We start from the raw sequence: 24,177 nt of genomic DNA on the forward strand, positions 1-24,177 counted from the left end.
CCGCTCCTGAATCGTGTGCATGACGGAAAGAAGGTGTGCTCCCACCCTATCCAGCCCCGGGCACGGCGAAGGGCCCCGTCCGCGGAACGGACGGGGCCCTTCGACCGTGGTGTGGCGACGCTGGAGGGTCAGTGGTGGCCGTGGCCGCTCGTGATCTCCTTGTACTCCTCGACGGTCGGCTTCGGAATCTGCGACTCCTCGCCGTAGTACGACTTGCTGAGCTTGGCGCGCAGCTTGTCCGTGCGCTTCACCTTGCGCTGGACGCCGTTCTCGTCGACCGTCGGGCCGATCTCGGCCGGCTTGTACTGCTCGTGGGCCGTGAGCGTGTGCAGCTGCTCCTGGCTGAGCGGCTCGTGCACCTCGATGAACTCACCGTGCGGCAGGCGCTTGATGATGCCGGACTCGCGTCCGTGCAGCACCTTCTCCTTGTCCCGGCGCTGGAGGCCGAGGCAGATCCGCTTGGTGATCACGAAGGCGATGACCGGGCCGGCGAAGAACCCGATGCGGACGAACCAGGTGACCGCGTTGATCGACAGGTGGAAGTGCGTGGCGACGATGTCGTTGCCACCACCGATCAGCATGATCATGTACGCCGTGACCCAGGCGACACCGAAGGCCGTACGGGTCGGGGCGTTGCGCGGCCGGTCCAGGATGTGGTGCTCGCGCTTGTCCCCGGTCACCCACGACTCGATGAACGGGTAGAGGGCGATGACCGCGAGGAAGATGCCGAAGATCACCAATGGGATGAACACACCCAGGACCAGTGTGTGGCCCCAGAAGTTGATCTCCCAGCCCGGCATGGCGCGGACCAGACCCTCGGCGAAGCCCATGTACCAGTCCGGCTGGGCGCCGGTGGACACCATGTCCGGCCGGTAGGGGCCGATGCTCCAGATCGGGTTGACCGAGGCGATGCCGGCGATGGCCGCGATGACACCGAAGACCAGGAAGAAGAAGCCTCCCGCCTTCGCCATGTACACCGGCAGCAGCGGCATGCCGACCACGTTCTTGTTGGTCTTGCCGGGACCCGCGAACTGCGTGTGCTTGTGGTAGAAGACCAGGATCAGGTGGCCGACCACGAGACCGAGCATGATGCCCGGCAGCAGCAGGATGTGGATCGAGTAGAACCGGGCGACGAAGTCAGTCCCCGGGAACTCCCCGCCGAACAGGAACATCGAGATGTACGTGCCGACGATCGGCACGGACAGGATCGCGCCCTGGGTGAAGCGGACACCGGTGCCGGAGAGCAGGTCGTCCGGGAGCGAGTAACCGGTGAAGCCGGTGAACATGCCGAGGACGAACAGCAGGAAGCCGAACAGCCAGTTGATCTCACGCGGCTTGCGGAACGCGCCGGTGAAGAAGACGCGCATCATGTGCACGAACATGCCGGCGAGGAAGATGATCGCCGCCCAGTGGTGGATCTGCCGGATCAGCAGACCGCCGCGCACCTCGAAGCTGATGTCGAGCGTCGACTTGTACGCCTCACTCATCAGCTGTCCCTGCATCGGGACGTACGCGCCGTGGTACTCCACCTCGTTCATCGACGGGTGGAAGAACAGCGTCAGGTACACACCCGTGAGGATGATGATGATGAAGCTGTAGAGGCAGATCTCACCGAGCATGAAGGACCAGTGGTCCGGGAAGATCTTGCGCATGTTGGCCTTGGCCAGGGAGTAGATCCCGAGCCGGCCGTCGGCCCAGTCGGCGACGCGTTCGCCGGCCGGGGCCTTCCCGCGAGAGCGGGGTGATTCGTTGGCTGCAGTACTCATCCGCGCTCCCAGAATGCAGGACCGACGGGCTCCGCGAAGTCACTGAGGGCCTCGAGGTAGCCCTCGTCGTTCACGCCGATGCGCAGCTGCGGCAGGGCGTGACCGGCGGGACCGAAGATCACCCGGGCACCGTCGGCGAGGTCGAAGGTGGACTGGTGGCAGGGGCACAGCGCGTGGTGCGTCTGCTGCTCGTACAGGGAGATCGGGCAACCCACGTGGGTGCAGATCTTCGAGTACGCCACGATGCCCTCGTGGGACCACTCGAGCTCCTGCTTGTCCTTGATGGCCTCCGGCTCCAGCCGGATGAGCATCAGGGCCGCCTTGGCGATCTCGTTCTGGAAGCCGTGGTCGTGCTCGTCCAGGCCCTCGGGCTTGGCGAAGGTGAGCGAACCGACCGCGATGTCCGACGGACGCATCGGCTCGTTCGTGTTCATGTTGACGATCAGCTTGCCCTTGGACCACAGCGTGTGGCGCAGCTTGGTCCCGGGCAGCGGGCCGAGGTCGCGCAGCAGGACGACGCCGGAGAGCGGCACCAAGGTGAGCGCGCCCAGCATCGTGTTGCGGATCAGCTTGCGCCGGCCGATCACCGACTCCTTGGCGCCCTGCTTGAAGTCCGCGTGGACCTTGGCACGGGTCTCGGGAGACGCCTCGATCGGGTGCCGCTCGTCGGCGACCTCCTCGTCGGACATCAGGGTGCGCGCCCAGTGGACGGCGCCCGCGCCGATGGCGAACAGCGCCACGCCCAGGGTCAGGCCCAGCGCGAGGTTCATCGCGTTGATGTGCCCGATCGGCCAGACGTAGATCGACTTGTCGTGCGGGATCGCGACGAACGAGGCGATGAAGCCGATGGTCGCCAGCATCGAGACCGTGAACATCAGGGCGACCGTGCGCTCGGACCGCTTGGCGGCCCGCTCGTCGATGTCCTGGATGCGGTGCTCGTGGGGCGGCAGGCCCGGGTCCGCGAACGGGTTCTTGTCGTCCGCGGGCTTGGGCGCGTGGGCGCCGCCGTGCTCGGCGGGCAGGTTCTCTTCTGGAATGTCTTGGCTACTCATGACTTCTTGGCCTTTGCGGTCCGGGCGGCGACCCACACGGCGACGGCGATGCAGCCACCGAGGCCGAAGATCCAGCCGAAGAGGCCCTCACTGACCGGTCCGAGACCGCCGAGCGAGAGACCGCCGGGGTTCACGGTGTCGTCCGAGTTGACCGCGTCCAGGTAGGCGATGATGTCCTTCTTGTTCTGCTCCGTCAGCGTGCTGTCGGGGAAGGAGGGCATGTTCTGCGGGCCGGTCTGCATGGCCTCGTAGATGTGCTTGGGATCGACGTCCTCGAGGCTCGGCGCGTACTTGCCGTGCGTCAGCGCGCCGCCCTTGCCGGTGAAGTTGTGGCACTGCGCGCAGTTGTTGCGGAACAGCTCACCGCCCTTGGCGATGTCCGCGCCCTGCGGGCCGTACTTCTCCTCCGACGGGATGGCCGGACCGGCACCCAGCGAGGCGACGAAGGCCGCGAGCTGGTCGATCTCCGCCTGGGAGTAGATCACCTTCTTGCGCGGGACCTGCGCGCCCGGCTGCTGGGCCGGCATGCGGCCGGTGCCCACCTGGAAGTCGACGGCCGCGGCGCCCACGCCGACCAGGCTCGGACCGTCGGTGGTGCCCTGACCTCCGGTGCCGTGGCAGCTGGCACAGCCGACGGCGTAGAGCTTCTTGCCCTCTTCGATGGCGAGGGACTGGGCGGTTTCATCGGCCTGCGCCTTGTCCGCGGGTGCGAACGCGGCGTACAGCCCCCCTGTGCATGCCAGCGCGAGGAGTAGGACGACGAGCGCCGCCAGCGGGTGGCGTCGTCGTGCGGAGAGCTTTTTCACGGATTACCCCGGTGTCAGGATCTTCTGCGTCGATGCTTCTGGTATTGCGCGGGTGCGTGCCGCGACTACTTGATCATGTAGATCGTGGCGAAGAGGCCGATCCAGACGACATCGACGAAGTGCCAGTAGTAGGACACGACGATGGCGGCGGTCGCCTGCTCGTGAGTGAACCTCCGGGCCGCGTAGGTGCGGCCGAGGACCAGCAGGAAGGCGATGAGGCCGCCCGTCACGTGCAGTCCGTGGAAGCCGGTGGTCAGGTAGAACACCGAGCCGTACGGGTCCGACGAGAGCGAGAGGCCCTCGTGCTTGACCAGCTCGGTGTATTCGAACACCTGACCGCCGATGAAGATCGCACCCATCACGAAGGTGACGATGAACCACATCCTGAGCTTCTTCACGTCACCGCGCTCGGCCGCGAACACGCCGAGCTGGCAGGTGAGGGAGGAGAGCACCAGGATCGTGGTGTTCGTCGCGGAGAACGGGAAGTTCAGCGCGTCGGCCTTCTCGGACCAGAAGTCCGGGCCGGTCACCGATCGCAGGGTGAAGTACATCGCGAAGAGGGCCGCGAAGAACATCAGCTCGGAACTCAACCAGATGATGGTTCCGACGCTGGTGAGGTTCGGCCGGTTGACCGACGGGTGCGCGTGCCCGGTTTCTACTGTCGTTGCTGTCGCCACGACCGACATTATGTCGGTCGCTTATCCCGCCCTCACCCCGGGGGGTGCCGTTCGGTGTGTTCCCCCTGTCTGTACTGCCCGTATGGCCCATCGAACGGCCCGTCGAAGCCGTGTCCGAACCAGTGTTGACGGGCAGTGGGAGGGAGTAGCATCCGGCGCGACGGGCTACGACTGTTTCACTGCGTATCGGAGGAAGCATGCAGCCGACCGCCACGGTGCTGGTCTACAGCGACGACTCCAACACCCGCGAGCAGGTGCGGCTGGCGACCGGTCGCCGGCCCGCCCCGGACGTGCCCGTGGTCGAGTTCGTGGAGTGCGCGACTCCGGCCGCCGTGATCAAGGAGCTGGACAAGGGCGGGATCGACGTCTGCGTGCTGGACGGCGAGGCCGTGCCGATGGGCGGCATGGGGCTGTGCCGGCAGATCAAGGACGAGGTGTTCCGGTGCCCGCCGGTGCTGCTGCTGATCGCTCGGCCGCAGGATGCGTGGCTGGCGACCTGGAGCCGGGCGGAGGGGGCTGTGGCGTTGCCTGTGGAGCCGGTGGAGTTCGCGGGTGCGCTGGCCGCTCTGCTGCGGCAGAGGAGGCTGCAGGGCGTTTAGGGCGCCTACTGGGTGGGGGCTGCGCGTCGTGTGGCGGGTGCGGCTTGGTTGTGGCTGGTCGCGCCCACGCGGCGGAGCCGCACATCGATACAGCCCCGCGCCCCTGACGGGGCGCTACACCACCGTGGGGCGCAACCTGGCCGTGTCCTGGTTGGTGGCGTTGCCCGTGCCGCCCGTGAGGGCGCTTCCGGTGGTCCACTTGGTCCAGTCCAGGTTCCAGTCGCCGAAGCCGTTGCCGAAGGGTTCCATCATGTCGCCGCCCGAGTTCACGACCTCGACTAGGTCGCCCTCCTGGACGGCGCCGAAGAACCACTCCGCGTTGGCGGTGCTCATGCCGACGCAGCCGTGGCTGACGTTGGCGGAGCCCTGGGAGCCGACCGACCAGGGGGCGGCGTGCACGTACTCGCCGCTCCAGGTGACCCGGGTGGCGAAGTAGACGGGCAGGTCGTACGACTCCGAGGAGCCCTCGGCGATGCCGACGGTGCTGCTGCGCATGCGTACGAAGGGTTCCTTGGCCAGGACGACCTTGACGCCGTTGCGGGTCTCGAAGCCGGGCTTGCCGGTGGTGACGGGGATCTGCCGGACCGCCTCGCCGTCCCGGTAGACCGTCAGCGTGTGGGCGGCGGCGTCGGTGACGGCCACCACGCGGTCGTCCGTGGTGATGGTCAGGGGCTTCGCGGTGCCGCCCCACATCCGGTCGCCGATCTTGATGCCGTCGAGGGTGCTGCTGACCTGGATGGTGGCGTGGGCGGGCCAGTACTCCTTGGGCCGGTAGTGGAGCTTCTTGTCGTCCACCCAGTACCAGGCGCCCTCCACCGCGGGCGTGGAGCGCACCTTCAGGGCGCGTTCCACTATGGCCCGCTGGGCCGGGTCCGCGACCGGCTGGCTCAGCTCCGCGGTGACGGGCTGGCCGACGCCGTACGCGCCCGCCTGCGGCCCGAAGGAGACGTCCAGGGTCTTCTTGGCGCTGGGCCTGCCGGTCTCGAAGGTGAGGACCTTGCGGCCGGGCGCGCCGTCGCTGTCCTCGGTGCTCACGCGGACCGTGTAGCGGGCGTTGGCGGCCAGCGGTGAGGTGCTGTGCCAGCGGGTCCCGTCGGCGGAGAGTTCACCCGCCACGTAGCGTCCCGCCGCGTCCACGGCCGTGACGTCCGTGATGCGCCCGTCGGCGCCCTCGGCGACGACCTCCAGGGGCTTGTCCGGGTCGGCCTTCTTCCCGGCGTCCGTGGGGCCGTTGAAGGAGATCTGGCCGGCCGCGTCGTAGGGCGCGGCGGACAGGGGGTGGTCGTCGCCGCCGCTGGTGCAGGCGGTGACGCTCGCGCCGAGGGCGATCACCAGCAGGGTGCAGCCGACGACCCTACGCCCCCGCGCCTGGAAGTGAACCGGGTTGCTCATGTCCTCACGCTAGGGAGCAACGTCAACGGCGGCACGGTGGGTAAGCCGGACGAGTGAGGCGGGGTGCGGCAGACGAAGGGGCCCGGACGCTCCTGACGGAGTGTCCGGGCCCCTCGGCGCGCGGCGCGTGCTACTGGGTGCGGTTCTCACCGCGGTAGTACTCGAAGACCCAGCCGAACAGGCCGATGAGGATGACCGGGGCCGAGAAGTACATCAGCCACCAGCCCAGCGCGATGCTCAGGAAGGCGAGCGCCCCGCCGATGCCGAGCGCCAGCGGCTGCCAGCTGTGCGGGCTGAAGAACCCGACCTCGCCGGCGTCGTCCGCGACGTCCGCTTCCTTGTTGTCCTGGGCACCGGCGTCGACCCGCTTGGCCGTGAAGGCCAGGTAGAAGCCGATCATGAGGGCCAGGCCGAAGGCCAGGAAGAGGGCCGTGGTGCCGGCCGGCTCCATCGACCAGTAGCCGTAGACGATCGCGACGGCCAGGATGAAGACGCTCAGCCAGATGAAGAGCTGTCCCTGGATCTTCACTTGCCGGCCTCCTTGCCGCCGGCGAGGGTCTTCTCACCGTGACCGACGTTCTCGAGCTGGTCGATCGCCGAGACCTCCGGGTGGTGCAGGTCGAAGGCGGGGGATTCACTGCGGATGCGCGGCAGGGTGAGGAAGTTGTGCCGCGGCGGCGGGCAGGAGGTCGCCCACTCCAGCGAACGGCCGTAGCCCCACGGGTCGTCGACGTTGACCGGCTTGCCGTACTTGGCCGTCTTCCAGATGTTGTAGAAGAACGGCAGCAGGGACATGCCGAGCAGGAACGAGCTGATCGTCGAGATCGTGTTCAGGGCGGTGAAGCCGTCGGCGTCCAGGTAGTCGGCGTACCGGCGCGGCATGCCCTCGGCGCCCAGCCAGTGCTGGACCAGGAAGGTGCCGTGGAAGCCGATGAACAGCGTCCAGAAGGTGATCTTGCCGAGGCGCTCGTCCAGCAGCTTGCCGGTGAACTTCGGCCACCAGAAGTGGAAGCCGGCGAACATCGCGAACACCACGGTGCCGAACACCACGTAGTGGAAGTGCGCCACCACGAAGTACGAGTCCGAGACATGGAAGTCCAGCGGCGGCGAGGCCAGGATGACACCGGTCAGACCACCGAAGAGGAAGGTGATCAGGAAGCCGGTGGACCACAGCATCGGTGTCTCGAAGCTGAGTGATCCCTTCCACATGGTGCCGATCCAGTTGAAGAACTTCACACCGGTCGGGACCGCGATCAGGAAGGTCATGAAGGAGAAGAACGGCAACAGCACGCCGCCCGTGACGTACATGTGGTGCGCCCACACCGTCACCGACAGACCGGCGATGGCGATCGTCGCGGCGATCAGACCCATGTAGCCGAAGATCGGCTTCCGGGAGAACACCGGGATGATCTCACTGACGATGCCGAAGAACGGCAGCGCGATGATGTACACCTCTGGGTGTCCGAAGAACCAGAAGAGGTGCTGCCACAGCAGTGCTCCGCCGTTGGCCGGGTCGAAGATGTGCGCACCGAACTTGCGGTCCGCCTCCAGCGCGAACAGGGCCGCGGCCAGGACCGGGAAGGCCAGCAGGACCAGCACACCGGTCAGCAGCACGTTCCAGGTGAAGATCGGCATGCGGAACATGGTCATGCCGGGCGCGCGCATGCAGATGATCGTGGTGATGAAGTTGACCGAGCCGAGGATCGTGCCGAAGCCGGAGAAGGCCAGACCCATGATCCACAGGTCACCGCCGATGCCCGGCGAGTGCACCGCGTCGGACAGCGGCGAGTAGGCGAACCAGCCGAAGTCGGCCGCGCCCTGCGGGGTGAGGAAGCCGCCCACCGCGATCAGCGAGCCGAACAGGTACAGCCAGTAGGCGAACATGTTCAGCCGCGGGAAGGCCACGTCCGGCGCGCCGATCTGCAGCGGCATGATCCAGTTCGCGAAGCCGGAGAACAGCGGCGTCGCGAACATCAGCAGCATGATCGTGCCGTGCATCGTGAACGACTGGTTGAACTGCTCGTTCGACATGATCTGCAGGCCCGGACGGGCCAGCTCGGCGCGCATGAGCAGCGCCATCACGCCGCCGATCACGAAGAACGCGAACGACGTCACCAGGTACAGCGTGCCGATCGTCTTGTGGTCGGTGGTCGTCAGCCACTTCACCACGATCTCGCCACGCCTCTGGCGCCGGACCGGCAGTTCGTCCTCGTAGTGGGACCCTGCCGCGGCACCCTGGGGTTCATTGAGGATGCTCACAGGTTGTTCGTCTCCCGGTTCTTCTCGTGGCTCGTCTGAGCGATGCCCGCGGGAACGTAACCGGTCTGCCCCTTCTTCGCGAGGTCCTGGAGGTGCTGCTCGTAGCGCTCCGGGGAGACGACCTTGACGTTGAACAGCATCCGGGAGTGGTCGACGCCGCACAGCTCGGCGCACTTGCCCAGGAAGGTGCCCTCCTTGTTGGGGGTCACCTCGAAGGCGTTGGTGTGGCCCGGGATGACGTCCTGCTTCATGAGGAACGGCACCACCCAGAAGGAGTGGATGACGTCACGCGAGGTCAGGACGAAGCGGACCTTCTTGCCCTTGGGGAGCCAGAGGGTCGGGCCGGGGTTGTTGGTCTGCGGGTTCCGCGTGCCCGGGACACCGCAGTCGTAGGCACCGCCGGCGTTCGCGGGGAAGTCCTCCTTGAACCGGTCCGGGATCGCGGCCAGTTCCTTGGACTTCTTGGCGTCGCCGGTGGAACCCTCGACGTTCTCGACGTAGTTGAAGCACCAGCTCCACTGGAAGCCGACCACGTTGACCGTGACGTCGGGCTTCTTCTCGAGGCTCATGAGCTCGGACTCGTCACGCGCGGTGAAGTAGAACAGCACCGAGACGATGACGAGCGGAACGATGGTGTACAGCGCCTCGATGGGCAGGTTGTACCTGTTCTGCGGAGGAACCTCGACCTTGGTGCGGCTGCGCCGGTGGAAGAAGCAACTCCACAGGATCAGGCCCCACACCAGCACGCCGGTGGCCAGCGCGGCTGCCCAGGAGCCCTGCCACAGGGAGAGGATCCGCGGAGCCTCTTCCGTGGTTGGGGTGGGCATGCCGAGGCGGGGGAAGTCCTCGTATGTGCAACCGGTGGCGGTCGCCAGGACCAGGCCCGCGGTCAGTGCCTGCAGCAGCTTCCGCCGCATCGGGCGCCGCGGCGAGCGGTCGGAGCCGTTGGGACTCACGTAGCGCCTTCCCGAGAGTCTCGCCCGCGCGGTTGGCTGCGGCCTGCCTTCTCGCTGGTCGGTCGCCGCCCTGCGTCGGGCAGGGGTTTGATGTTTATGCGGACCAAACCCTAGCCGACGCTCTTCGAGGGGTCGCGGGGAGGGTGGCATACGCGCCGGGGGGCACCCTGAAAGGGTGGGACGGGGCGCCTACGGGGGGTGCGAGCTGGGGGTTCGGCGGCGGCTGACGGTTCGTTGTGGCTGGTCGCGCAGTTCCCCGCGCCCCTTGGGGGCGATTCCTTGCCGGACGTTTTAGCGTTACTGCGTGTCCTACTTCGATGCAGCCTCCGCCACTCCCCTTCACCCTGTCGCCCGGCAGGCGCTGTTGGCCTCGCTCGATGAAGGGTGGGCCGATCCCGCGCGGCTGTACCGGGAAGGGCGGCGGGCGCGGATGCTGCTCGACGCTGCCCGGGAGGCGGCCGCGGAGGCCGTGGGGTGCCGGGCGGACGAGTTGGTGTTCACCCCTTCGGGGACGCGGGCGGTCCATTCGGGGGTGGCCGGGGCGCTGGCCGGGCGGCGTCGTACCGGGTCTCACCTGATCGTGTCAGCGGTCGAACACTCCTCCGTACTGCACGCGGCCGAGGCGCACGAGGCCGGCGGCGGGTCGGTCACCCGGGTTCCCGTGGACCGGACGGGCGCCGTGGACCCGGCGGTGTACGCGGACGCCCTGCGCGACGGCACCGCGCTGGCCTGCCTCCAGTCGGCCAACCACGAGGTGGGCACCGAGCAGCCGGTGGCGGAGGTGGCCGAGGCGTGCCGGGCGGCGGGCGTACCGCTGCTGGTGGACGCGGCGCAGTCGCTGGGGTGGGGGAAGGTCGCGGGTGACTGGTCGCTGCTCGCGGGCAGCGCGCACAAGTGGGGCGGGCCGTCCGGGGTCGGGCTGCTCGTCGTACGGAAGGGGGTGCGGTTCGCGCCGCAAGGGCCCGGGGACGAGCGGGAGTCGGGGCGGGCGCCCGGTTTCGAGAACCTGCCGGCGATCGTGGCCGCGGCGGCGTCGCTGCGGGCGGTGCGCGCCGAGGCGGCCGCGGAGGCGGTCCGGCTGCGGGAACTGACGGAGCGGATCCGGGCCCGGGTGCCGGGTCTGGTGCCGGACGTGGAGGTGGTCGGCGATCCGGAGCGCCGGCTGCCCGGCGTGGTCACCTTCTCCTGTCTCTATGTCGACGGGGAGACCCTGTTGCACGAGCTCGACCGTGCGGGCTTCTCGGTCTCCTCCGGGTCGTCCTGCACCAGCAGCACCCTGGCGCCGAGCCACGTCCTGAAGGCCATGGGAGTACTCAGCGAGGGCAACGTCCGGGTGTCCCTGCCGCCGGGGACACCGGCCGAGGACGTCGAGCGGTTCCTGGAGGTGCTGCCGGGCACGGTGGCCGCCGTGCGGGAGAAGCTGGGGGCGCCGGCGGCCACGGAGGCCGCCCCGCGGACCGGGGGCGACCTCGTCGTGGACGCGATCGGCCGGCGCTGCCCCATTCCGGTGATCGAACTCGCCAAGGTCATCGGCGACGTCCCCGTCGGCGCCACGGTCCGCGTCCTCTCCGACGACGAGGCGGCCCGCCTGGACATCCCGGCCTGGTGCGAGATGCGGGGGCAGGAGTACCGGGGAGAGGAGCCGGCGGCTCAGGGCACGGCCTACTTGGTCCGCCGGGTCAGCTGACGCGCCTCACGGGGCGCGGGGCTGTGTCGATTTGCGGCTCCGCCGCGTGGGCGCGACCAGCCCCCACGCACCCGCACCCGACGACTCAGCCCAGGTGCGCCTGAACCTCCCCGGCCGCCTCATCCCCGTACGCCTTCGTGAACCGCTCCATGAAGTGCCCGCGCCGCAACTGGTACTCCTGCGTCCCCACCGTCTCGATGACGAGAGTCGCCAGCATGCAGCCCACCTGCGCGGCCCGCTCCAGCGAGACGCCCCACGCCAGTCCGGACATGAACCCCGCCCGGAAGGCGTCGCCGACGCCCGTGGGGTCGGCCTTGCGCTCCTCGTCGGGGACGCCGACCTCGATGGTCGGCTCGCCGACCCGCTCGATCCGCACGCCCCGCGCGCCGAGGGTGGTGACGCGGTGGCCGACGCGGGCGAGGATCTCCTCGTCCGTCCAGCCGGTCTTGGTCTCGATGAGCCCCTTCTCGTACTCGTTGGAGAAGAGGTAGGTCGCGCCGTCCAGCAGTATCCGGATCTCGTCGCCGTTCATCCGGGCGATCTGCTGGGAGAAGTCCGCGGCGAAGGGGATGGACCGCGTCCTGCACTCCTCGGTGTGCCGGAGCATCGCCTCGGGGTCGTCGGCGCCGATGGAGACCAGGTCCAGGCCGCCCACGCGGTCGGCGACGGTCTTGAGCTCGATCAGGCGGGCCTCGCTCATCGCACCGGTGTAGAAGGAGCCGATCTGGTTGTGGTCGGCGTCGGTGGTGCAGACGAAGCGGGCGGTGTGCAGGGTCTCGGAGATGCGGACCGAGCCGGTGTCGACGCCGTGCCGGTCCAGCCAGGCCCGGTACTCGGCGAAGTCGGAGCCGGCCGCGCCGACCAGGATCGGCCGGGTGCCGAGCTGGCCCATGCCGAAGGCGATGTTCGCGGCGACGCCGCCTCGGCGCACGTCGAGCTGGTCGACCAGGAAGGAGAGCGAGACCGTGTGCAACTGGTCCGCGACGAGCTGGTCGGAGAATCGGCCGGGGAAGGTCATGAGGTGGTCGGTGGCGATGGAGCCGGTGACTGCGATGCGCACGGCGTGGACTCTCTCCTGAGGGGAGGCGGGTTGACAGTTCACGCTACCCGGGACTGCCGTCTGGCCGAAGCAGGCGAAACTACCCGGTAGTACAACTTTCTCCGCGGTCCCGGACGTGCCTACGGTTCTCTTATGACGAACCTGAGGACCGCCGACCCCGCCCCGGCCGACCTGGACGGCGACCTGGCGTCGCTGCGCGGTGACTGCGCCCGGATGGCCCCGCGCTGGGAGGCTCCGGTCGAGGTGTCCACCCGTCCGGTCCCCCTCTCGCTGATCCACGGCGTGCGGGTGCCGCGGACGTCGGCCAGGCTGCTGGACGCGATGTCCGACTACGGCGACTGAGGACCGGGAACCGGATCCTCCTCCACCGCGTCCCATCGCTGTCCCCAGTAACAGCCGAAGGAGCGATGCGGTGAACACCGAGCGACCCGACAACGACGACGCCACCGCCGCCGACGAGGCCGGCACCGGGCGTCCCGCGCGGCGGCGGCCCCCGGCCCTCGCCGTCGCGTCCGTCGCCGCCGCCGTGCTGTTGGTCGGGACCGGCGGGGCGTACCTGGCGACGTCCGCGTCCGGGGGAGGTCAGGACGGTGGCGGCACGTCGTCGGGCGCGTCGGGCGACGACACTCCCCCGCCCCTCGCCCTGGACGGCTACGGCGCGGCTTCCCCGGGCGGCCAGGACGGTACGAACGGCATCGCGCCCGGTGAGCCGAACCCGTACGGCGTCACCTACCGCGCCGACGGTCCGCTCCCCGAAGGACCCGGCTCGGCGCCCGTCTACCGGGCCGAGGGCGAGGTCACCGAGGAGGAGGTGGCCCGCCTGGCGAAGGCGCTCGGCGTCGAGGGGGCGCCGCGGGTGCAGGGCGACGCGTGGAAGGCCGGCAACGCCGGGGACGGTTCCGGGCCGCTGCTCACGGTGAGCAGGCAGGCCCCGGGCACCTGGACCTTCCACCGCTACACACCGGGCACGGACAACTGCAAGAAGGGCGCCGTGTGCAAGGCCCCGTCCGCCGACGGGGCGGGCGACCCGGTGAGCGAGGCGGCGGCGAGGAAGGCGGCGGCGCCGGTGCTGAAGGCGCTGGGCCAGGACGACGCCAAGCTGGACGCCGGCCAGGTCATGGGTGCCCGGCGGGCCGTGAACGCCGAACCCGAGGTCGGCGGGCTGCCCACGTACGGCTGGACGACCGGTGTGGTCGTCGGGGCGCGGGGCGACGTGGTCGGCGGCAGTGGGCAGGTGAAGGAGCCGGTCAAGGGGGACACGTACCCCGTCCTGGGTGCCGAGGAGACGCTGGCGCTGCTGAACGCGCCGGGCAGCGCTCCCGGCATCGGGGGCTGCGCGAGCCCCGTACCGCACGCGGACGGCGCGGACACGCCCTGCGAGCTGCCGACGGGCACGCCCGGGAAGCCGGAGAAGCAGGCGGTGACGGTCGAGGAGGCGGTGTTCGGGCTGGCCGCGCACCCGGTCGAGGGGCGGCAGACGCTGGTGCCGTCCTGGCTCTTCGAGGTCAAGGCGCCGGGTGCGGACGACGCCGTCACGGTCACCTACCCGGCGGTCGACCCCAAGTACCTGACCAACGCGGCCCCCGCCCCGTCCGACGAGCCGTCCTCGGCGCCGGGCGGTGAGCAGCGGGACGTGGAGGTGCGGGGCTACACGGCCGCGGACGGGGAGCTGACCGTGCACTTCACGGGCGGGGTCTGCTCCGACTACGAGGCGACGGCCAAGGAGAGCGAGGGGAAGGTGACGGTCACCGTGACGGAGACACCGCACCCGGAGAAGGTCTGCATCCTGATCGCCAAGGAGTACGAGCGGACGGTGCCGCTCGACGAGCCGCTGGGCGACCGGAAGGTCGTGGGGTCGGACGGCGAGGAGATCCCGGTGCACAAGCCGGGCGCACGGCTGCCGGCGCCGTCCGGGGGCCGGTGAGGCCGGAGAGGTGAAGAGGGCGGCGGCCCGGGGTGTCCCGGGCCGCCGCCCTCTTCGTACGCCTCGTACGCCGTCGGCCGGCGCCGCGCGGCTCAGCTGAAGGAGTCGCCGCAGGCGCAGGAGCCCGTCGCGTTCGGGTTGTCGATCGTGAAGCCCTGCTTCTCGATCGTGTCCACGAAGTCGATGGTGGCGCCGCCCAGGTACGGGGCGCTCATGCGGTCGGTGGTGACCTTGACGCCGCCGAAGTCCTTCACCACGTCGCCGTCGAGCGAGCGCTCGTCGAAGAAGAGCTGGTAGCGCAGGCCGGAGCAGCCGCCGGGCTGGACGGCGACGCGCAGCGCCAGGTCGTCACGGCCTTCCTGGTCGAGCAGCGCCTTGACCTTGGCCGCGGCGGCGTCGGTCACGATGATGCCGTCGGTGACGGTGGTGGACTCGTCCGATACGGACATCTACATCTCTCCCGGGTTGTACGGAGACTGCTTGCCGACGGTTCCAACCGACGGGGCCGCGTATTCATTCCGGGCCGGGGCCGTGTCTTTCTCCTCGGCTCGTCCCTTCATGCTCGCACACGCCCCGGGGAGCGGTCAGCGGCTCGGGCGCCGGGATTCACGTCACACCGACACAATGGGCATCGTCAAAGTGACGTGAACGGGTTATGATATATAGCGTCAGTTCGACGAAAAGTAGAAAGGGTGCGTGTCGTGACCACCGCCCAAACCCAGGAGCTCGACGTACAGCCGACGCCCCTCGCCCTGCTGCTGCTCGGCCGCGAGGCCGACCCGACGAGCGAGCGCGGCGTGGACTGCCCCGGCGACCTGCCCTCGCCCTCCGACCCGGACCTGGTGGCGCGTGCCCGCGCGGCCAAGGAGAAGCTCGGGGACAAGGTCTTCGTGCTCGGTCACCACTACCAGCGCGACGAGGTCATCCAGTTCGCCGACGTCACGGGTGACTCCTTCAAGCTGGCCCGGGACGCGGCCGCGCGCCCGGAGGCCGAGTACATCGTCTTCTGCGGTGTGCACTTCATGGCGGAGTCGGCCGACATCCTGACCTCGGACGACCAGAAGGTGGTCCTGCCCGACCTGGCGGCCGGCTGCTCCATGGCGGACATGGCGACGGCCGAGCAGGTCGCCGAGTGCTGGGACGTGCTGACCGAGGCCGGGATCGCCGAGCAGGTCGTGCCCGTCTCGTACATGAACTCCTCCGCGGACATCAAGGCGTTCACCGGCAAGCACGGCGGCACCATCTGCACCTCGTCCAACGCCAAGCGCGCCCTGGACTGGGCCTTCGAGCAGGGCGAGAAGGTGCTCTTCCTGCCCGACCAGCACCTGGGCCGCAACACCGCGGTGCGGGACATGGGCATGACGCTGGAGGACTGCGTCGTCTACAACCCGCACCGGCCGAACGGCGGGCTGACGGCGGAGGAGCTGCGCGGCGCGAAGATGATCCTGTGGCGCGGGCACTGCTCGGTGCACGGCCGCTTCAGCCTCGACTCGGTCAACGACGTGCGTGCGCGCATACCGGGCGTGAACGTCCTGGTGCACCCCGAGTGCAAGCACGAGGTCGTCGCGGCGGCGGACTACGTCGGCTCGACCGAGTACATCATCAAGGCCCTGGAGGCGGCCCCGGCCGGTTCCAAGTGGGCCATCGGCACCGAGCTGAACCTCGTCCGCCGACTGGCGAACCGTTTCGCCGCGGAGGACAAGGAGATCGTCTTCCTCGACAAGACGGTCTGCTTCTGCTCGACGATGAACCGCATCGACCTCCCGCACCTGGTCTGGGCGCTGGAGTCGCTGGCCGAGGGCACCCTCGTCAACCGCATCGAGGTGGACAAGGAGACGGAGGCGTTCGCGAAGCTGGCGCTGGAGCGGATGCTGGCGCTGCCGTAACCGGGTCGGTCCGGGCGGGCGGGCGGAAGCCCACGGTCGCGGTGTCAGTGCGCTGCCGTAGGCTTCCCGCCGCCCGCACACCGACTGACGAGGACTCAGAGCATTGACCGGCCTGCCCGCTTTCCCCCTGCCCTTCAACTCGACCCGCTCCATAGCGTCCGCGAAACCCCGGACGCTCCGGGAACTCGAGATGATCCGGTGCAGCGCCCACATCCGGTCGAAGCCGGGGTGGTTCGACAAGATGAACGACCCCGACATCGTCGCCAGGTGGGCGAGGGAAGCGGCGGCCCAGGGCCTGACCGAGGCGCAGGTCCGTTACGTGCTCGCCGAACTCGCGCACTACGCCGCGCTGCGGGACGCACCGACCGGCGTCGAGGTGTCCGCCGTCGACGGGGTGTGGCAGTCGGACACACTGATCGACGACAGGCTCCGCTCCCGGCTGGCCGAGGCGGTCCGGGTCCTGGAGGAGGCCCCCGAGGAGGAGCGGGACTGGCATCCCGGGTCCGACGGCCAGGTACTGGACCTGGTCCACCCCTCCCTGTTCTGCCTGGTGCGGGAGGTGAGCGGCGGGCCCGAGCGGGCCTGGCGGAACCCGACGGACCGCTACTCGAAGTACGAGTTCTCGGAGAAGTTCCAGTGGCTGCCCACGGACGTGGACGTCAGCGACGACGGCGACGTCAGCTTCCGTTCGTACGTCAACAACGTCCACCCCGAGGACCATCGCGAACTGGCGTCCGTCCTGCCCGACCTGTTCGCGCGCATGCGCCCGCTGCTGGAGAACGTACTCACCGACCTGCGCCATCCGCGTCCCCTGCGGATCGAGGCCGACCCCTACGGGTGGTACGACGAGTCGCAGGAGCCGGAGGAACCCGACGAGGACTCCTTCAGCGACGAGGCGGCCTACGAAGAGGCCATGCAGGCCTGGGAGGAGGCCAGCGACGACTGGTGGGAGAACCGCCGGCCGACGGTCCCGGACGCCCCGGAGTTCACCGCGCCCGAGGCGCCCGACGACACCGCGCGCGTCGACCTGCGCGGCCGCCGGCTCCAGGTCGTCGTCAAGCTCGCCACCATCCACCTCACCCCGGACCGGCCCGAGTACGCCGGCGGCTCCTGGCACGTCGAGGGCATGCTGAACGAGCGGATCGTCTCGACCGGCATCTACTACTGGGACAGCGAGAACATCACCGAGAGCCGGCTGAGCTTCCGGACGGCACTCGACGACCCGCACTACGAGCAGAGCGACGACAACGGCATGCGCGAGGTCTACGGCCTGGAGAACGAGGACGCGCTGAACCAGGTGCTGGGGTCGGCCTCGACCCCGGCGGGCCGTTGCCTGGCGTTCCCGAACGTCCTGCAGCACCGCGTCGGTGAGTTCCGCCTCGCGGACGCCACACGCCCGGGCCACCGCAAGATCCTCGCGTTCTTCCTGATCGACCCGTCGGAGCGGATCGTCTCGACCTCCGACGTGCCGCCGCAGCAGCCCTGGGCCGACACCTCGACCATGACGCTCGAAGAGGCCAAGGGCCACCGCGAAGAGCTGATGCGGGAGCGCAAGTTCTTCGTCGACGAGCACAACGAGCAGCTCTACGAGCGGGAGTTCTCCCTCTGCGAGCACTGAGGAGCCGCACGGCGGGGTCCGGTCAGCCGGCGTCCCGGTAGTTCATGAACCAGTGGGTGTCGAAATAGCGGGCCATCGTGTACGGGTGGTGGGGGTCGACGAGGACGCGGCAGACGAACTCCGCGGCCCCGCAGTCGAAGACGAGGTCCTCGCCGTCGAAGGACCGGACCAGGACGGGCCAGCGGTCGGGGTCGTCGCCGTCGGCCCTCCAGCCGTACTGGTCCTCGTGCTCGGTGCCCGCCCAGACGATCAGGCCGGCGTCCTCGCGGTCCGCCCACGGCTCCTGGTAGAGGTCCAGATATCCGTCGAAGGCACCGTCGCCGAACGTCTCGACCATGCGCTTGTAGTCGGCCGGAAGCGCGGTGCCCCGGCGTGACTCGGTCTCCGTCCAGTCGGTGTCCGGCCACCGGGCGGGCCGGGCCCAGCCGGTGATCGCCACCAGCCGCTCCACCCAGTCGACGTCCTCGCCCGGAGCGACGGCCAGGGGCTGCGGCACCCGTCGGCGGGCGACCGCCAGCACCGGTCGCTCGACCCCCTCGGCGTCCCGCGCCGTACCCGCGCCGACCCACTGGTCGCCGTACGCCCACGCCCGTATCGTCACCGCCCGGCCGTCGAAGGGGACGAGGAGTCCCGCGCCCGACGACTCGTCGGCGGCCGGATCGGCGCGGCCGTCGAGGACGAGGGTGCGCGGGGCGCCGAACCGGTCGCCGAGGAGGTCGGTCAGGTCCTGCGGGTCGAGTTCATCCGGCAGGCGGAGATGCCTGGGCCCCGGGCCGAGCCGGGTCAGCAGGTCGTTGACGGTCGCTTGCGTGAGCTCCATGGCCATCAGTGAAGCGCACGGCACTGACAAAACGGGGCGCCCCCGCGGTGAATCCACGGGAGCGCCCCTTGGCCGTACCGGCGGGTGTCAGACCTGGGCCGGCTCCGGTTCCTCCGAGGGCTTCGGCTGCTCGGGCAGGCCCTTCTTCGCCGCCCGCTTCTTCGCGCGCCGCTCCTTGCGGAGCTCCAGCATCGCGTAGAGCGTCGGGACGAGGAGCAGCGTCAGCAGCGTCGAGGTGATCAGACCGCCGATCACCACCACCGCGAGCGGCTGGGCGATGAAGCCGCCCTCGCCGGTGACGCCCAGCGCCATCGGGAGGAGGGCGAAGATCGTCGCCATCGCCGTCATGAGGATCGGGCGCAGGCGGTGCCGGCCACCCTCGATCACGGCCTCCACGACGCCGTAGCCCTGCCTCCGGTACTGGTTGATCAGGTCGATCAGCACGATCGCGTTGGTGACCACGATGCCGATCAGCATCAGCATGCCGATCATCGCCGGGACGCCCATCGGGGTGCCGGTGGCGAGCAGCAGGCCGATCGCGCCGGTCGCCGCGAACGGGACGGACACCAGCAGGATCAGCGGCTGGGCCAGCGACCGGAAGGTGCCGACCAGCAGCATGAACACGATCGCGATCGCCGCGAGCATGGCCAGGCCCAGGTTGACGAACGCCTCGTCCTGGTCGGCGGTGACGCCGCCGATCTCGGCCGTGGCGCCGGCCGGCAGGTCCAGCCCGTTGATCCTCGACTGGAGTTCCGTGCCCACCGCGCCGGTGTTGTCGCCGGTCGGCTTGGCGGTGATGGTCGCCGCGCGCTGCCCGTCGATGCGGGTCATCGAGACCGGGCCGTCCACGAGCTGCACCGTGGCGATGTCACCCAGCTTGACCGGGCCGAGGTTCAGGGCCTTCAGCTCGGCCATCGTCGTGGCCGGCTGAGCGGAGCGGATGACGACGTCGCGCTCGGTGTCGTCCAGCGTCGCCTTGGCGGCCGGGGTGCCGCGCACCGCCTGGGCGACGGCCGCGCCGAGCGTCTGGTCGTTGAAGCCGGCCTCGGCGGCACGCGCGTTGGCCTTGACCGAGATGCGCGGCACGCTCTGCGCCAGGTCGCTGGTGACGTCGGTGACGTCGTCGAGCCCGGCGACGGTCTTGCGGACCTCCTCGGACGCCTCGCGCAGCACGTCCGCGTCGGCGGCCTTCACGACGACGCTCAGGTCCTGGGAGGCGAAGCCGTCACCGGCGGCGACGGTGGTGGTGCCGATGCCGTCGAGCTTCGCGAGCCCGTCCTCGAGGTGGTCCTGGACGTCCTCGGCGTCGGCCGAGTCCTCCAGCATGATCTGGTACGAGGCCTGATTGGTGTCCGTGCCGCCGCCGAAGGCGGCCATGAAGCCGGACGAGCCGATGGTGACCTGGAAGTCCTTGACGCCCTCGGTGTCGCCGAGCAGCTTCTCGACCTTCTCGGCCTGCGCGTTCGTCGCGCCCAGGCTGGTGCCGGGCTCCAGCTCCTGCTTGATGCTGAGGACCTTCTGCTCGCCCTGGTCGAAGAAGTTGGTCTTCAGCAGCGGCGCCATGCCGAACGTGCCGAGCAGCACGACGACCGCGATGGCCAGGCTGGTGACGCGGCGGCGGGTGGCGAAGCGCAGGACGGGGACGTAGAAGCGCTGGAGGCGGCTCCTGGCCTCCTTCTCCTCGGCCAGGCGGCGGGCCTCGACCGCGTCCTCGGGGGTGCCCTTCGGCGGGCGCAGGAACCAGTACGACAGCACCGGGACGACCGTGAGCGACACCAGCAGGGAGGCCAGCAGCGCCGCGGTGACGGTCAGGCTGAAGGAGCCGAACAGCTCGCCGACCATGCCGCCGACCAGACCGATCGGCAGGAAGACGGCGACCGTGGTGAGCGTCGAGGAGGTGACCGCGCCGGCGACCTCGCGGACGGCCTTGAGGATGGCCTCCTGGCGCTCCTCGCCGTAGCCGAGGTGCCGCTTGACGTTCTCCAGGACCACGATCGAGTCGTCGACGACCCGGCCGATGGCGATGGTGAGCGCGCCCAGGGTCAGCATGTTCAGCGACAGGTCGCGCGTCCACAGCACGATCAGCGCCAGCACCACCGACAGCGGGATGGAGACCGCGGTGACCAGGGTGGAGCGGATGGACGCCAGGAAGACCAGGATGATCACGACGGCGAAGACCAGACCGAGGGCGCCCTCGGTGGTCAGGCCCTCGATGGCCTTGGAGACCGCCGGGCCCTGATCGCTGACGACGGTGAGCGTCGCGCCGGAACCGAGCTGCTCGCGCAGTTCGGGCAGCTTGTCCTCGACGGCGTCGGAGATGGCGACCGCGCTGCCGTCGTGGTCCATGGTGACGGCGACGGCCAGGCTCGGCTCGCCGTTGGTGCGGGTGAGGGAGTCGGCCTTGGCCTCCTCCTCCTCGACGGTGGCGACGTCGGCGAGACGGACGGGCTTGTCGACGCCCTCGCCGGTGACCATGAGGTCCTGGATCTGCTTCAGCGATGTGTAGCCGCCCCCGACCTGCACGGTGCGGTTGGCGCCGGCCTCGTCGAAGGAGCCCGCCGGGACGGTCGCGCCGCCGGCCTGGAGGGACTGGGCGAGGGCCTGCGGGGTGACGCCGGCCCTGGCGAGCTTCGCCGGGTCCGGGGTGACGGTGACCTGGACGTCGCGGACGCCGTCGACCATCACCTGGGCGACGCCGTCGATGTCCTTCAGTTCGGTGACGACCGTCTTGTCGAGCTGGTCGGCCAGGGCCTGCTGGTCCTTGTCCGAGGTGACGGCGAGGACGACGGTCGGGATGTCGTCCGTCGAGCCGGAGACGACCTGCGGGTCCACGTCGTCCGGGAGCTGGGCGCGGGCCCGGTTGACGGCCTGCTGGACGTCGGCGACGAGCTGCTGGGTGCCGTTGCCGTAGTCGAAGGACGCCATGATGACGGCGTTGCCCTCACTGGCCGTCGCGGTGATGCCGGAGATCCCGTCGACCGCTTCGAGGCTGTCCTCGATCGGCTCGACGACCTGCTTCTCGACCACGTCCGGCGAGGCGCCCTGGTACGGCGCGAGCACGGAGACCATGGGCAGTTCGATGGTGGGCAGCAGCTGCTGCTTGAGCTGGGGGATGGCGATCGCGCCGAAGACGAGCGCGACGATCGACATCAGGCCTATCAGGGCCCTTTGCGCGAGGCTGAATCTCGACAGCCAGGACATGGATCAGGGTCTCTCTTCTGTGGCCGAGCGGTGGGGACGGGGCACATCGGTACGCCCACCCCAACACCCTGGTCCATGGGTGACCCCGGTTCCCTAGGTCCCAGGTCCATTTCCTTATCCCGCGCCTACTCCGGCCGCAGTACGCCCGGCTCCGGGTCACTCCACCCTTGGACGTACCAGCCCTGACTCGTAGGCGATGACGACGAGCTGGGCGCGGTCGCGGGCGCCCAGTTTGGCCATCGCCCGGTTCACGTGCGTCTTCACGGTGAGCGGGCTGACCTCCAGCCGCTCGGCGATCTCGTCGTTGGACAGGCCCCCGGCGACCTGGACCAGCACCTCGCGCTCGCGCACGGTCAGCGACTCCAGCCGCTCGGCGCGGGCCGGGTCGCGTTCCGCGCCGTCCCCGGTGCCCTCCTGGGCGAGGAAGCGGGCGATCAGTCCCTTGGTGGCGGTCGGGGACAGCAGCGCCTCGCCGCCGGCCGCGACCCGGATCGCGCTGAGCAGCTCGTCGGGTTCGGAGCCCTTGCCGAGGAAGCCGGAGGCGCCCGCGCGCAGCGACTGCACCACGTAGTCGTCGACCTCGAAAGTGGTCAGTATGACCACGCGGACGTGGGCGAGGGAGGGGTCGGCGCTGATCATGCGGGTGGCGGCCAGGCCGTCCGTGCCCGGCATCCGGATGTCCATCAGCACCACGTCGGCCCGCCGTTCGGCGGCCAGCCGGGCCGCCTCCGCGCCGTCGGACGCCTCCCCCACCACCTCCATGTCGGGCTCGGAGTCGACCAGCACCCTGAAGGCGCTGCGCAGCAGTGCCTGGTCGTCGGCGAGCAGGACACGGATCGTCATGCGGGGTCCTTTGCTGCATCGGTGGCGGCGTCGGTGCGGTTCTTGACCGGAAGGATCGCATGGACCCGGAAACCGCCCCCGTACCGGGGACCGGTGGTGAGGGTGCCGCGCACGGCGGTGACGCGCTCGCGCATGCCGAGCAGGCCGTGCCCGCCACCGGTCGGCGCGGCGGTCTCGGCGGTACTGCCGCCGGCCCCGTCGTCGAGCACGGTGACCTCGATGTTCGGTCCCACCCGCACGACGCTGACCTCGGCCTTCGCCCGCGTCCCCGCGTGCTTCTGCACGTTGGTCAGCGCCTCCTGGATGATGCGGTACGCGGCCAGGTCCACGGCGGTGGGCAGGTCGATGCCCTGGTCGGTGCGGGCCACCTCCACGTGCAGTCCGGCGTGGTGGAAGGTGGCGACGAGTTCGTCGAGGCGGTCCAGACCGGGGGCCGGCTCGGTCGGGGCCTCCGGGTCGCCGGACTGGCGGAGCAGGCCGACGGTGGCGCGCAGCTCGTCGAGTGCGGAGCGGCTGGCCGTCCGTACGTGGGCCAGGGCCTCCTTGGCCTGGTCGGGCCGCTTGTCCATGACGTGCGCGGCGACCCCGGCCTGCACGTTGACCAGGGCGATGTGGTGGGCGACCACGTCGTGCAGGTCGCGGGCGATGCGCAGCCGCTCCTCGGCGACCCGGCGGCGGGCCTCCTCCTCCCGGGTGCGCTCGGCCTTCTCGGCCCGGTCCCGGATGGCCTGGACGAAGGCACGCCGGCTGCGGACCGCGTCCCCGGCGCTGGCACCGATGCCGGTCCAGGCGAAGACGGCGAGGTTCTCCTGCGCGTACCAGGGCAGCGGTCCGGCCAGCATGGCGGCGCCGGTCAGCATGGTCATGGTGAGCAGGCCGACCCGCCACGTGGTGGGGCGGTCGGTGGAGGCGGCGACCGTGTAGAGGGCGAGGACGGCGGACATGACGACGGGGGCGCGGGGGTCGCCGGTGACGCTCTCGACCACGGAGACGCAGCCGGTGACCGCGAGGACCACCAGTGGGGCCCGGCGCCGGAAGACCAGCGCGGCGGCACCGACGGCCATGAGGGCGAGGCTGAGCGCGTCGGGGGTGCGCAGGGCCCAGCTGACGCCCTCGGGCCCGTGCGGGTCCACGAAGGAGCCGGCGACCATGCACACCAGGACGGCCGCCGCGAGGGCGGCGTCCAGTGCGGAGGGGTGGGCGCCCAGGGTGCAGCGGGCTCGGGCGAGGGTGCGCATGGTTTTTTACGGTAGCCGGAGTGGGCGCGACTTATGAGGGGGCCTGCGTGCGGTGGGCGTCGGCTGGGGGCCGCGCCCCCGGGCCCCCGCTTCGCCCGGAGAAACTACCCACCGTCCGGAATGAGGCCGTCGTCGCTCAGCAGCTCCCGGACCTCCTCCAGCGTCGCGTCCGGGGACGGGAGGATGAGGTCGGACGGCTCCAGGAAGTCGTCCGGGACGGGCTCCCCCAGCTCCCGCACCTTGGCCAGGAGGGCCTGGAGGGTCGCGCGGAAACCGGGGCCGTCGCCGCCCTCCATCTCGGCCTGGAGTTCGTCGTCCAGCTTGTTCAGCTCGGCGAGCCGGCCGTCGGCCAGCGTCAGCTGTCCCTCCCCCATGATCCGTACGATCATGTCG

Annotated in this window: 21 protein-coding genes; 6 read left to right on the forward strand and 15 right to left on the reverse strand. The window is 70.0% G+C overall.

Annotation, left to right across the window (positions count from 1 at the left end):
• Positions 1 to 128: 128 nt before the first annotated feature.
• The 4 genes from qcrB to ctaE all read right to left on the reverse strand — a co-directional run bounded on the left by qcrB (position 129) and on the right by ctaE (position 4,310).
• Entirely contained in the window at positions 129 to 1,766 is a 1,638-nt protein-coding gene (qcrB, locus tag AMK11_RS01855; RefSeq protein WP_073722121.1) for a cytochrome bc1 complex cytochrome b subunit, read from the reverse strand.
• The gene (gene qcrA / locus AMK11_RS01860) at positions 1,763 to 2,818 is read right to left on the reverse strand and encodes a cytochrome bc1 complex Rieske iron-sulfur subunit (protein ID WP_073722123.1); all 1,056 of its coding nucleotides are present in this window, start codon (positions 2,816 to 2,818) and stop codon (positions 1,763 to 1,765) included. The genes qcrB and qcrA overlap by 4 nt, the downstream gene beginning before the upstream one ends.
• Positions 2,815 to 3,624, reverse strand: a complete 810-nt coding sequence (gene qcrC / locus AMK11_RS01865; protein ID WP_073722154.1) for a cytochrome bc1 complex diheme cytochrome c subunit — start codon at positions 3,622 to 3,624, stop codon at positions 2,815 to 2,817. Before qcrC ends, qcrA begins: the two co-directional genes overlap by 4 nt.
• A gap of 65 nt (positions 3,625 to 3,689) precedes the next feature.
• Positions 3,690 to 4,310 (reverse strand): aa3-type cytochrome oxidase subunit III, encoded by a 621-nt coding sequence (gene ctaE / locus AMK11_RS01870; protein ID WP_029393865.1) that lies wholly within the window; start codon positions 4,308 to 4,310, stop codon positions 3,690 to 3,692.
• 188 nt (positions 4,311 to 4,498) lie between these two features.
• On the opposite strand from ctaE, the gene AMK11_RS01875 reads away from it, so the two are divergent.
• On the forward strand, positions 4,499 to 4,900 hold the full coding sequence (locus tag AMK11_RS01875) for a response regulator transcription factor (protein ID WP_073722156.1): 402 nt from the start codon (positions 4,499 to 4,501) through the stop codon (positions 4,898 to 4,900).
• A gap of 114 nt (positions 4,901 to 5,014) precedes the next feature.
• Here AMK11_RS01875 and AMK11_RS01880 read toward each other — a convergent pair whose 3' ends face one another.
• The 4 genes from AMK11_RS01880 to ctaC all read right to left on the reverse strand — a co-directional run bounded on the left by AMK11_RS01880 (position 5,015) and on the right by ctaC (position 9,507).
• Positions 5,015 to 6,292 (reverse strand): L,D-transpeptidase, encoded by a 1,278-nt coding sequence (locus tag AMK11_RS01880; RefSeq protein ID WP_073722158.1) that lies wholly within the window; start codon positions 6,290 to 6,292, stop codon positions 5,015 to 5,017.
• A 130-nt stretch (positions 6,293 to 6,422) separates the two neighbouring features.
• Positions 6,423 to 6,821 (reverse strand): cytochrome c oxidase subunit 4, encoded by a 399-nt coding sequence (locus tag AMK11_RS01885; RefSeq protein ID WP_073722160.1) that lies wholly within the window; start codon positions 6,819 to 6,821, stop codon positions 6,423 to 6,425.
• Complete coding sequence (gene ctaD, locus AMK11_RS01890) at positions 6,818 to 8,551, reverse strand: aa3-type cytochrome oxidase subunit I (RefSeq protein WP_073722162.1); 1,734 nt, start codon at positions 8,549 to 8,551, stop codon at positions 6,818 to 6,820. The genes AMK11_RS01885 and ctaD overlap by 4 nt, the downstream gene beginning before the upstream one ends.
• Positions 8,548 to 9,507: an aa3-type cytochrome oxidase subunit II gene (ctaC, locus tag AMK11_RS01895; protein ID WP_073722163.1), complete on the reverse strand. Its 960-nt coding sequence runs from the start codon at positions 9,505 to 9,507 to the stop codon at positions 8,548 to 8,550. Before ctaC ends, ctaD begins: the two co-directional genes overlap by 4 nt.
• Before the next feature lie 304 nt (positions 9,508 to 9,811).
• On the opposite strand from ctaC, the gene AMK11_RS01900 reads away from it, so the two are divergent.
• Positions 9,812 to 11,194 (forward strand): cysteine desulfurase/sulfurtransferase TusA family protein, encoded by a 1,383-nt coding sequence (locus tag AMK11_RS01900; protein ID WP_073722165.1) that lies wholly within the window; start codon positions 9,812 to 9,814, stop codon positions 11,192 to 11,194.
• Positions 11,195 to 11,279: 85 nt separating this feature from the next.
• On the opposite strand, the gene AMK11_RS01905 is transcribed toward AMK11_RS01900, so the two are convergent.
• Positions 11,280 to 12,254, reverse strand: a complete 975-nt coding sequence (locus tag AMK11_RS01905) for a carbohydrate kinase family protein (RefSeq protein ID WP_073722167.1) — start codon at positions 12,252 to 12,254, stop codon at positions 11,280 to 11,282.
• A gap of 132 nt (positions 12,255 to 12,386) precedes the next feature.
• Between AMK11_RS01905 and AMK11_RS01910 the strand changes: the two genes are divergently transcribed.
• Both AMK11_RS01910 and AMK11_RS01915 read left to right on the forward strand, forming a co-directional pair.
• Positions 12,387 to 12,596, forward strand: a complete 210-nt coding sequence (locus AMK11_RS01910; RefSeq protein WP_073722169.1) for a hypothetical protein — start codon at positions 12,387 to 12,389, stop codon at positions 12,594 to 12,596.
• A gap of 70 nt (positions 12,597 to 12,666) precedes the next feature.
• Positions 12,667 to 14,178, forward strand: coding sequence for a hypothetical protein (locus AMK11_RS01915; RefSeq protein WP_073722171.1), 1,512 nt, complete (start codon positions 12,667 to 12,669; stop codon positions 14,176 to 14,178).
• Positions 14,179 to 14,270: 92 nt separating this feature from the next.
• On the opposite strand, the gene AMK11_RS01920 is transcribed toward AMK11_RS01915, so the two are convergent.
• A complete protein-coding gene (locus AMK11_RS01920) occupies positions 14,271 to 14,627 on the reverse strand; it encodes an iron-sulfur cluster assembly accessory protein (protein ID WP_073722173.1) in 357 nt (118 codons plus the stop codon).
• A gap of 252 nt (positions 14,628 to 14,879) precedes the next feature.
• Between AMK11_RS01920 and nadA the strand changes: the two genes are divergently transcribed.
• Both nadA and AMK11_RS01935 read left to right on the forward strand, forming a co-directional pair.
• Complete coding sequence (nadA, locus tag AMK11_RS01930) at positions 14,880 to 16,064, forward strand: quinolinate synthase NadA (protein WP_073722175.1); 1,185 nt, start codon at positions 14,880 to 14,882, stop codon at positions 16,062 to 16,064.
• 103 nt (positions 16,065 to 16,167) lie between these two features.
• Positions 16,168 to 17,682: a DUF4246 domain-containing protein gene (locus AMK11_RS01935; RefSeq protein ID WP_073722177.1), complete on the forward strand. Its 1,515-nt coding sequence runs from the start codon at positions 16,168 to 16,170 to the stop codon at positions 17,680 to 17,682.
• Between the two features lie 22 nt (positions 17,683 to 17,704).
• Here the strand turns inward: AMK11_RS01935 and AMK11_RS01940 are convergent, their stop codons facing one another.
• The 5 genes from AMK11_RS01940 to pspAA form a co-directional block, all read right to left on the reverse strand.
• On the reverse strand, positions 17,705 to 18,502 hold the full coding sequence (locus AMK11_RS01940) for an SMI1/KNR4 family protein (protein ID WP_073722179.1): 798 nt from the start codon (positions 18,500 to 18,502) through the stop codon (positions 17,705 to 17,707).
• Positions 18,503 to 18,589: 87 nt separating this feature from the next.
• Entirely contained in the window at positions 18,590 to 21,703 is a 3,114-nt protein-coding gene (locus tag AMK11_RS01945) for an efflux RND transporter permease subunit (protein WP_073722181.1), read from the reverse strand.
• Positions 21,704 to 21,859: 156 nt separating this feature from the next.
• Positions 21,860 to 22,546: a response regulator gene (locus AMK11_RS01950; RefSeq protein WP_073722183.1), complete on the reverse strand. Its 687-nt coding sequence runs from the start codon at positions 22,544 to 22,546 to the stop codon at positions 21,860 to 21,862.
• Entirely contained in the window at positions 22,543 to 23,784 is a 1,242-nt protein-coding gene (locus AMK11_RS01955) for a sensor histidine kinase (protein ID WP_073722185.1), read from the reverse strand. Before AMK11_RS01955 ends, AMK11_RS01950 begins: the two co-directional genes overlap by 4 nt.
• A gap of 104 nt (positions 23,785 to 23,888) precedes the next feature.
• The gene (gene pspAA / locus AMK11_RS01960; protein ID WP_073722187.1) at positions 23,889 to 24,173 is read right to left on the reverse strand and encodes a PspA-associated protein PspAA; all 285 of its coding nucleotides are present in this window, start codon (positions 24,171 to 24,173) and stop codon (positions 23,889 to 23,891) included.
• Between the last annotated feature and the right edge of the window lie 4 nt (positions 24,174 to 24,177).

The sequence above is a fragment of the Streptomyces sp. CB02414 genome, from assembly GCF_001905385.1.
GTDB lineage: Bacteria > Actinomycetota > Actinomycetes > Streptomycetales > Streptomycetaceae > Streptomyces.

Bases quoted from the DNA above. Each gene is read 5' to 3' on its own strand.
- AMK11_RS01910 (WP_073722169.1), top strand. From the start codon at position 12,387: ATGACGAACCTGAGGACCGCCGACCCCGCCCCGGCCGACCTGGACGGC.
- AMK11_RS01955 (WP_073722185.1), bottom strand. From the start codon at position 23,784: ATGCGCACCCTCGCCCGAGCCCGCTGCACCCTGGGCGCCCACCCCTCC.
- qcrB (WP_073722121.1), bottom strand. From the start codon at position 1,766: ATGAGTACTGCAGCCAACGAATCACCCCGCTCTCGCGGGAAGGCCCCG.
- AMK11_RS01920 (WP_073722173.1), bottom strand. From the start codon at position 14,627: ATGTCCGTATCGGACGAGTCCACCACCGTCACCGACGGCATCATCGTG.
- ctaE (WP_029393865.1), bottom strand. From the start codon at position 4,310: ATGTCGGTCGTGGCGACAGCAACGACAGTAGAAACCGGGCACGCGCAC.
- AMK11_RS01950 (WP_073722183.1), bottom strand. From the start codon at position 22,546: ATGACGATCCGTGTCCTGCTCGCCGACGACCAGGCACTGCTGCGCAGC.
- qcrA (WP_073722123.1), bottom strand. From the start codon at position 2,818: ATGAGTAGCCAAGACATTCCAGAAGAGAACCTGCCCGCCGAGCACGGC.
- pspAA (WP_073722187.1), bottom strand. From the start codon at position 24,173: ATGATCGTACGGATCATGGGGGAGGGACAGCTGACGCTGGCCGACGGC.
- AMK11_RS01880 (WP_073722158.1), bottom strand. From the start codon at position 6,292: ATGAGCAACCCGGTTCACTTCCAGGCGCGGGGGCGTAGGGTCGTCGGC.
- AMK11_RS01940 (WP_073722179.1), bottom strand. From the start codon at position 18,502: ATGGAGCTCACGCAAGCGACCGTCAACGACCTGCTGACCCGGCTCGGC.
- AMK11_RS01945 (WP_073722181.1), bottom strand. From the start codon at position 21,703: ATGTCCTGGCTGTCGAGATTCAGCCTCGCGCAAAGGGCCCTGATAGGC.
- AMK11_RS01875 (WP_073722156.1), top strand. From the start codon at position 4,499: ATGCAGCCGACCGCCACGGTGCTGGTCTACAGCGACGACTCCAACACC.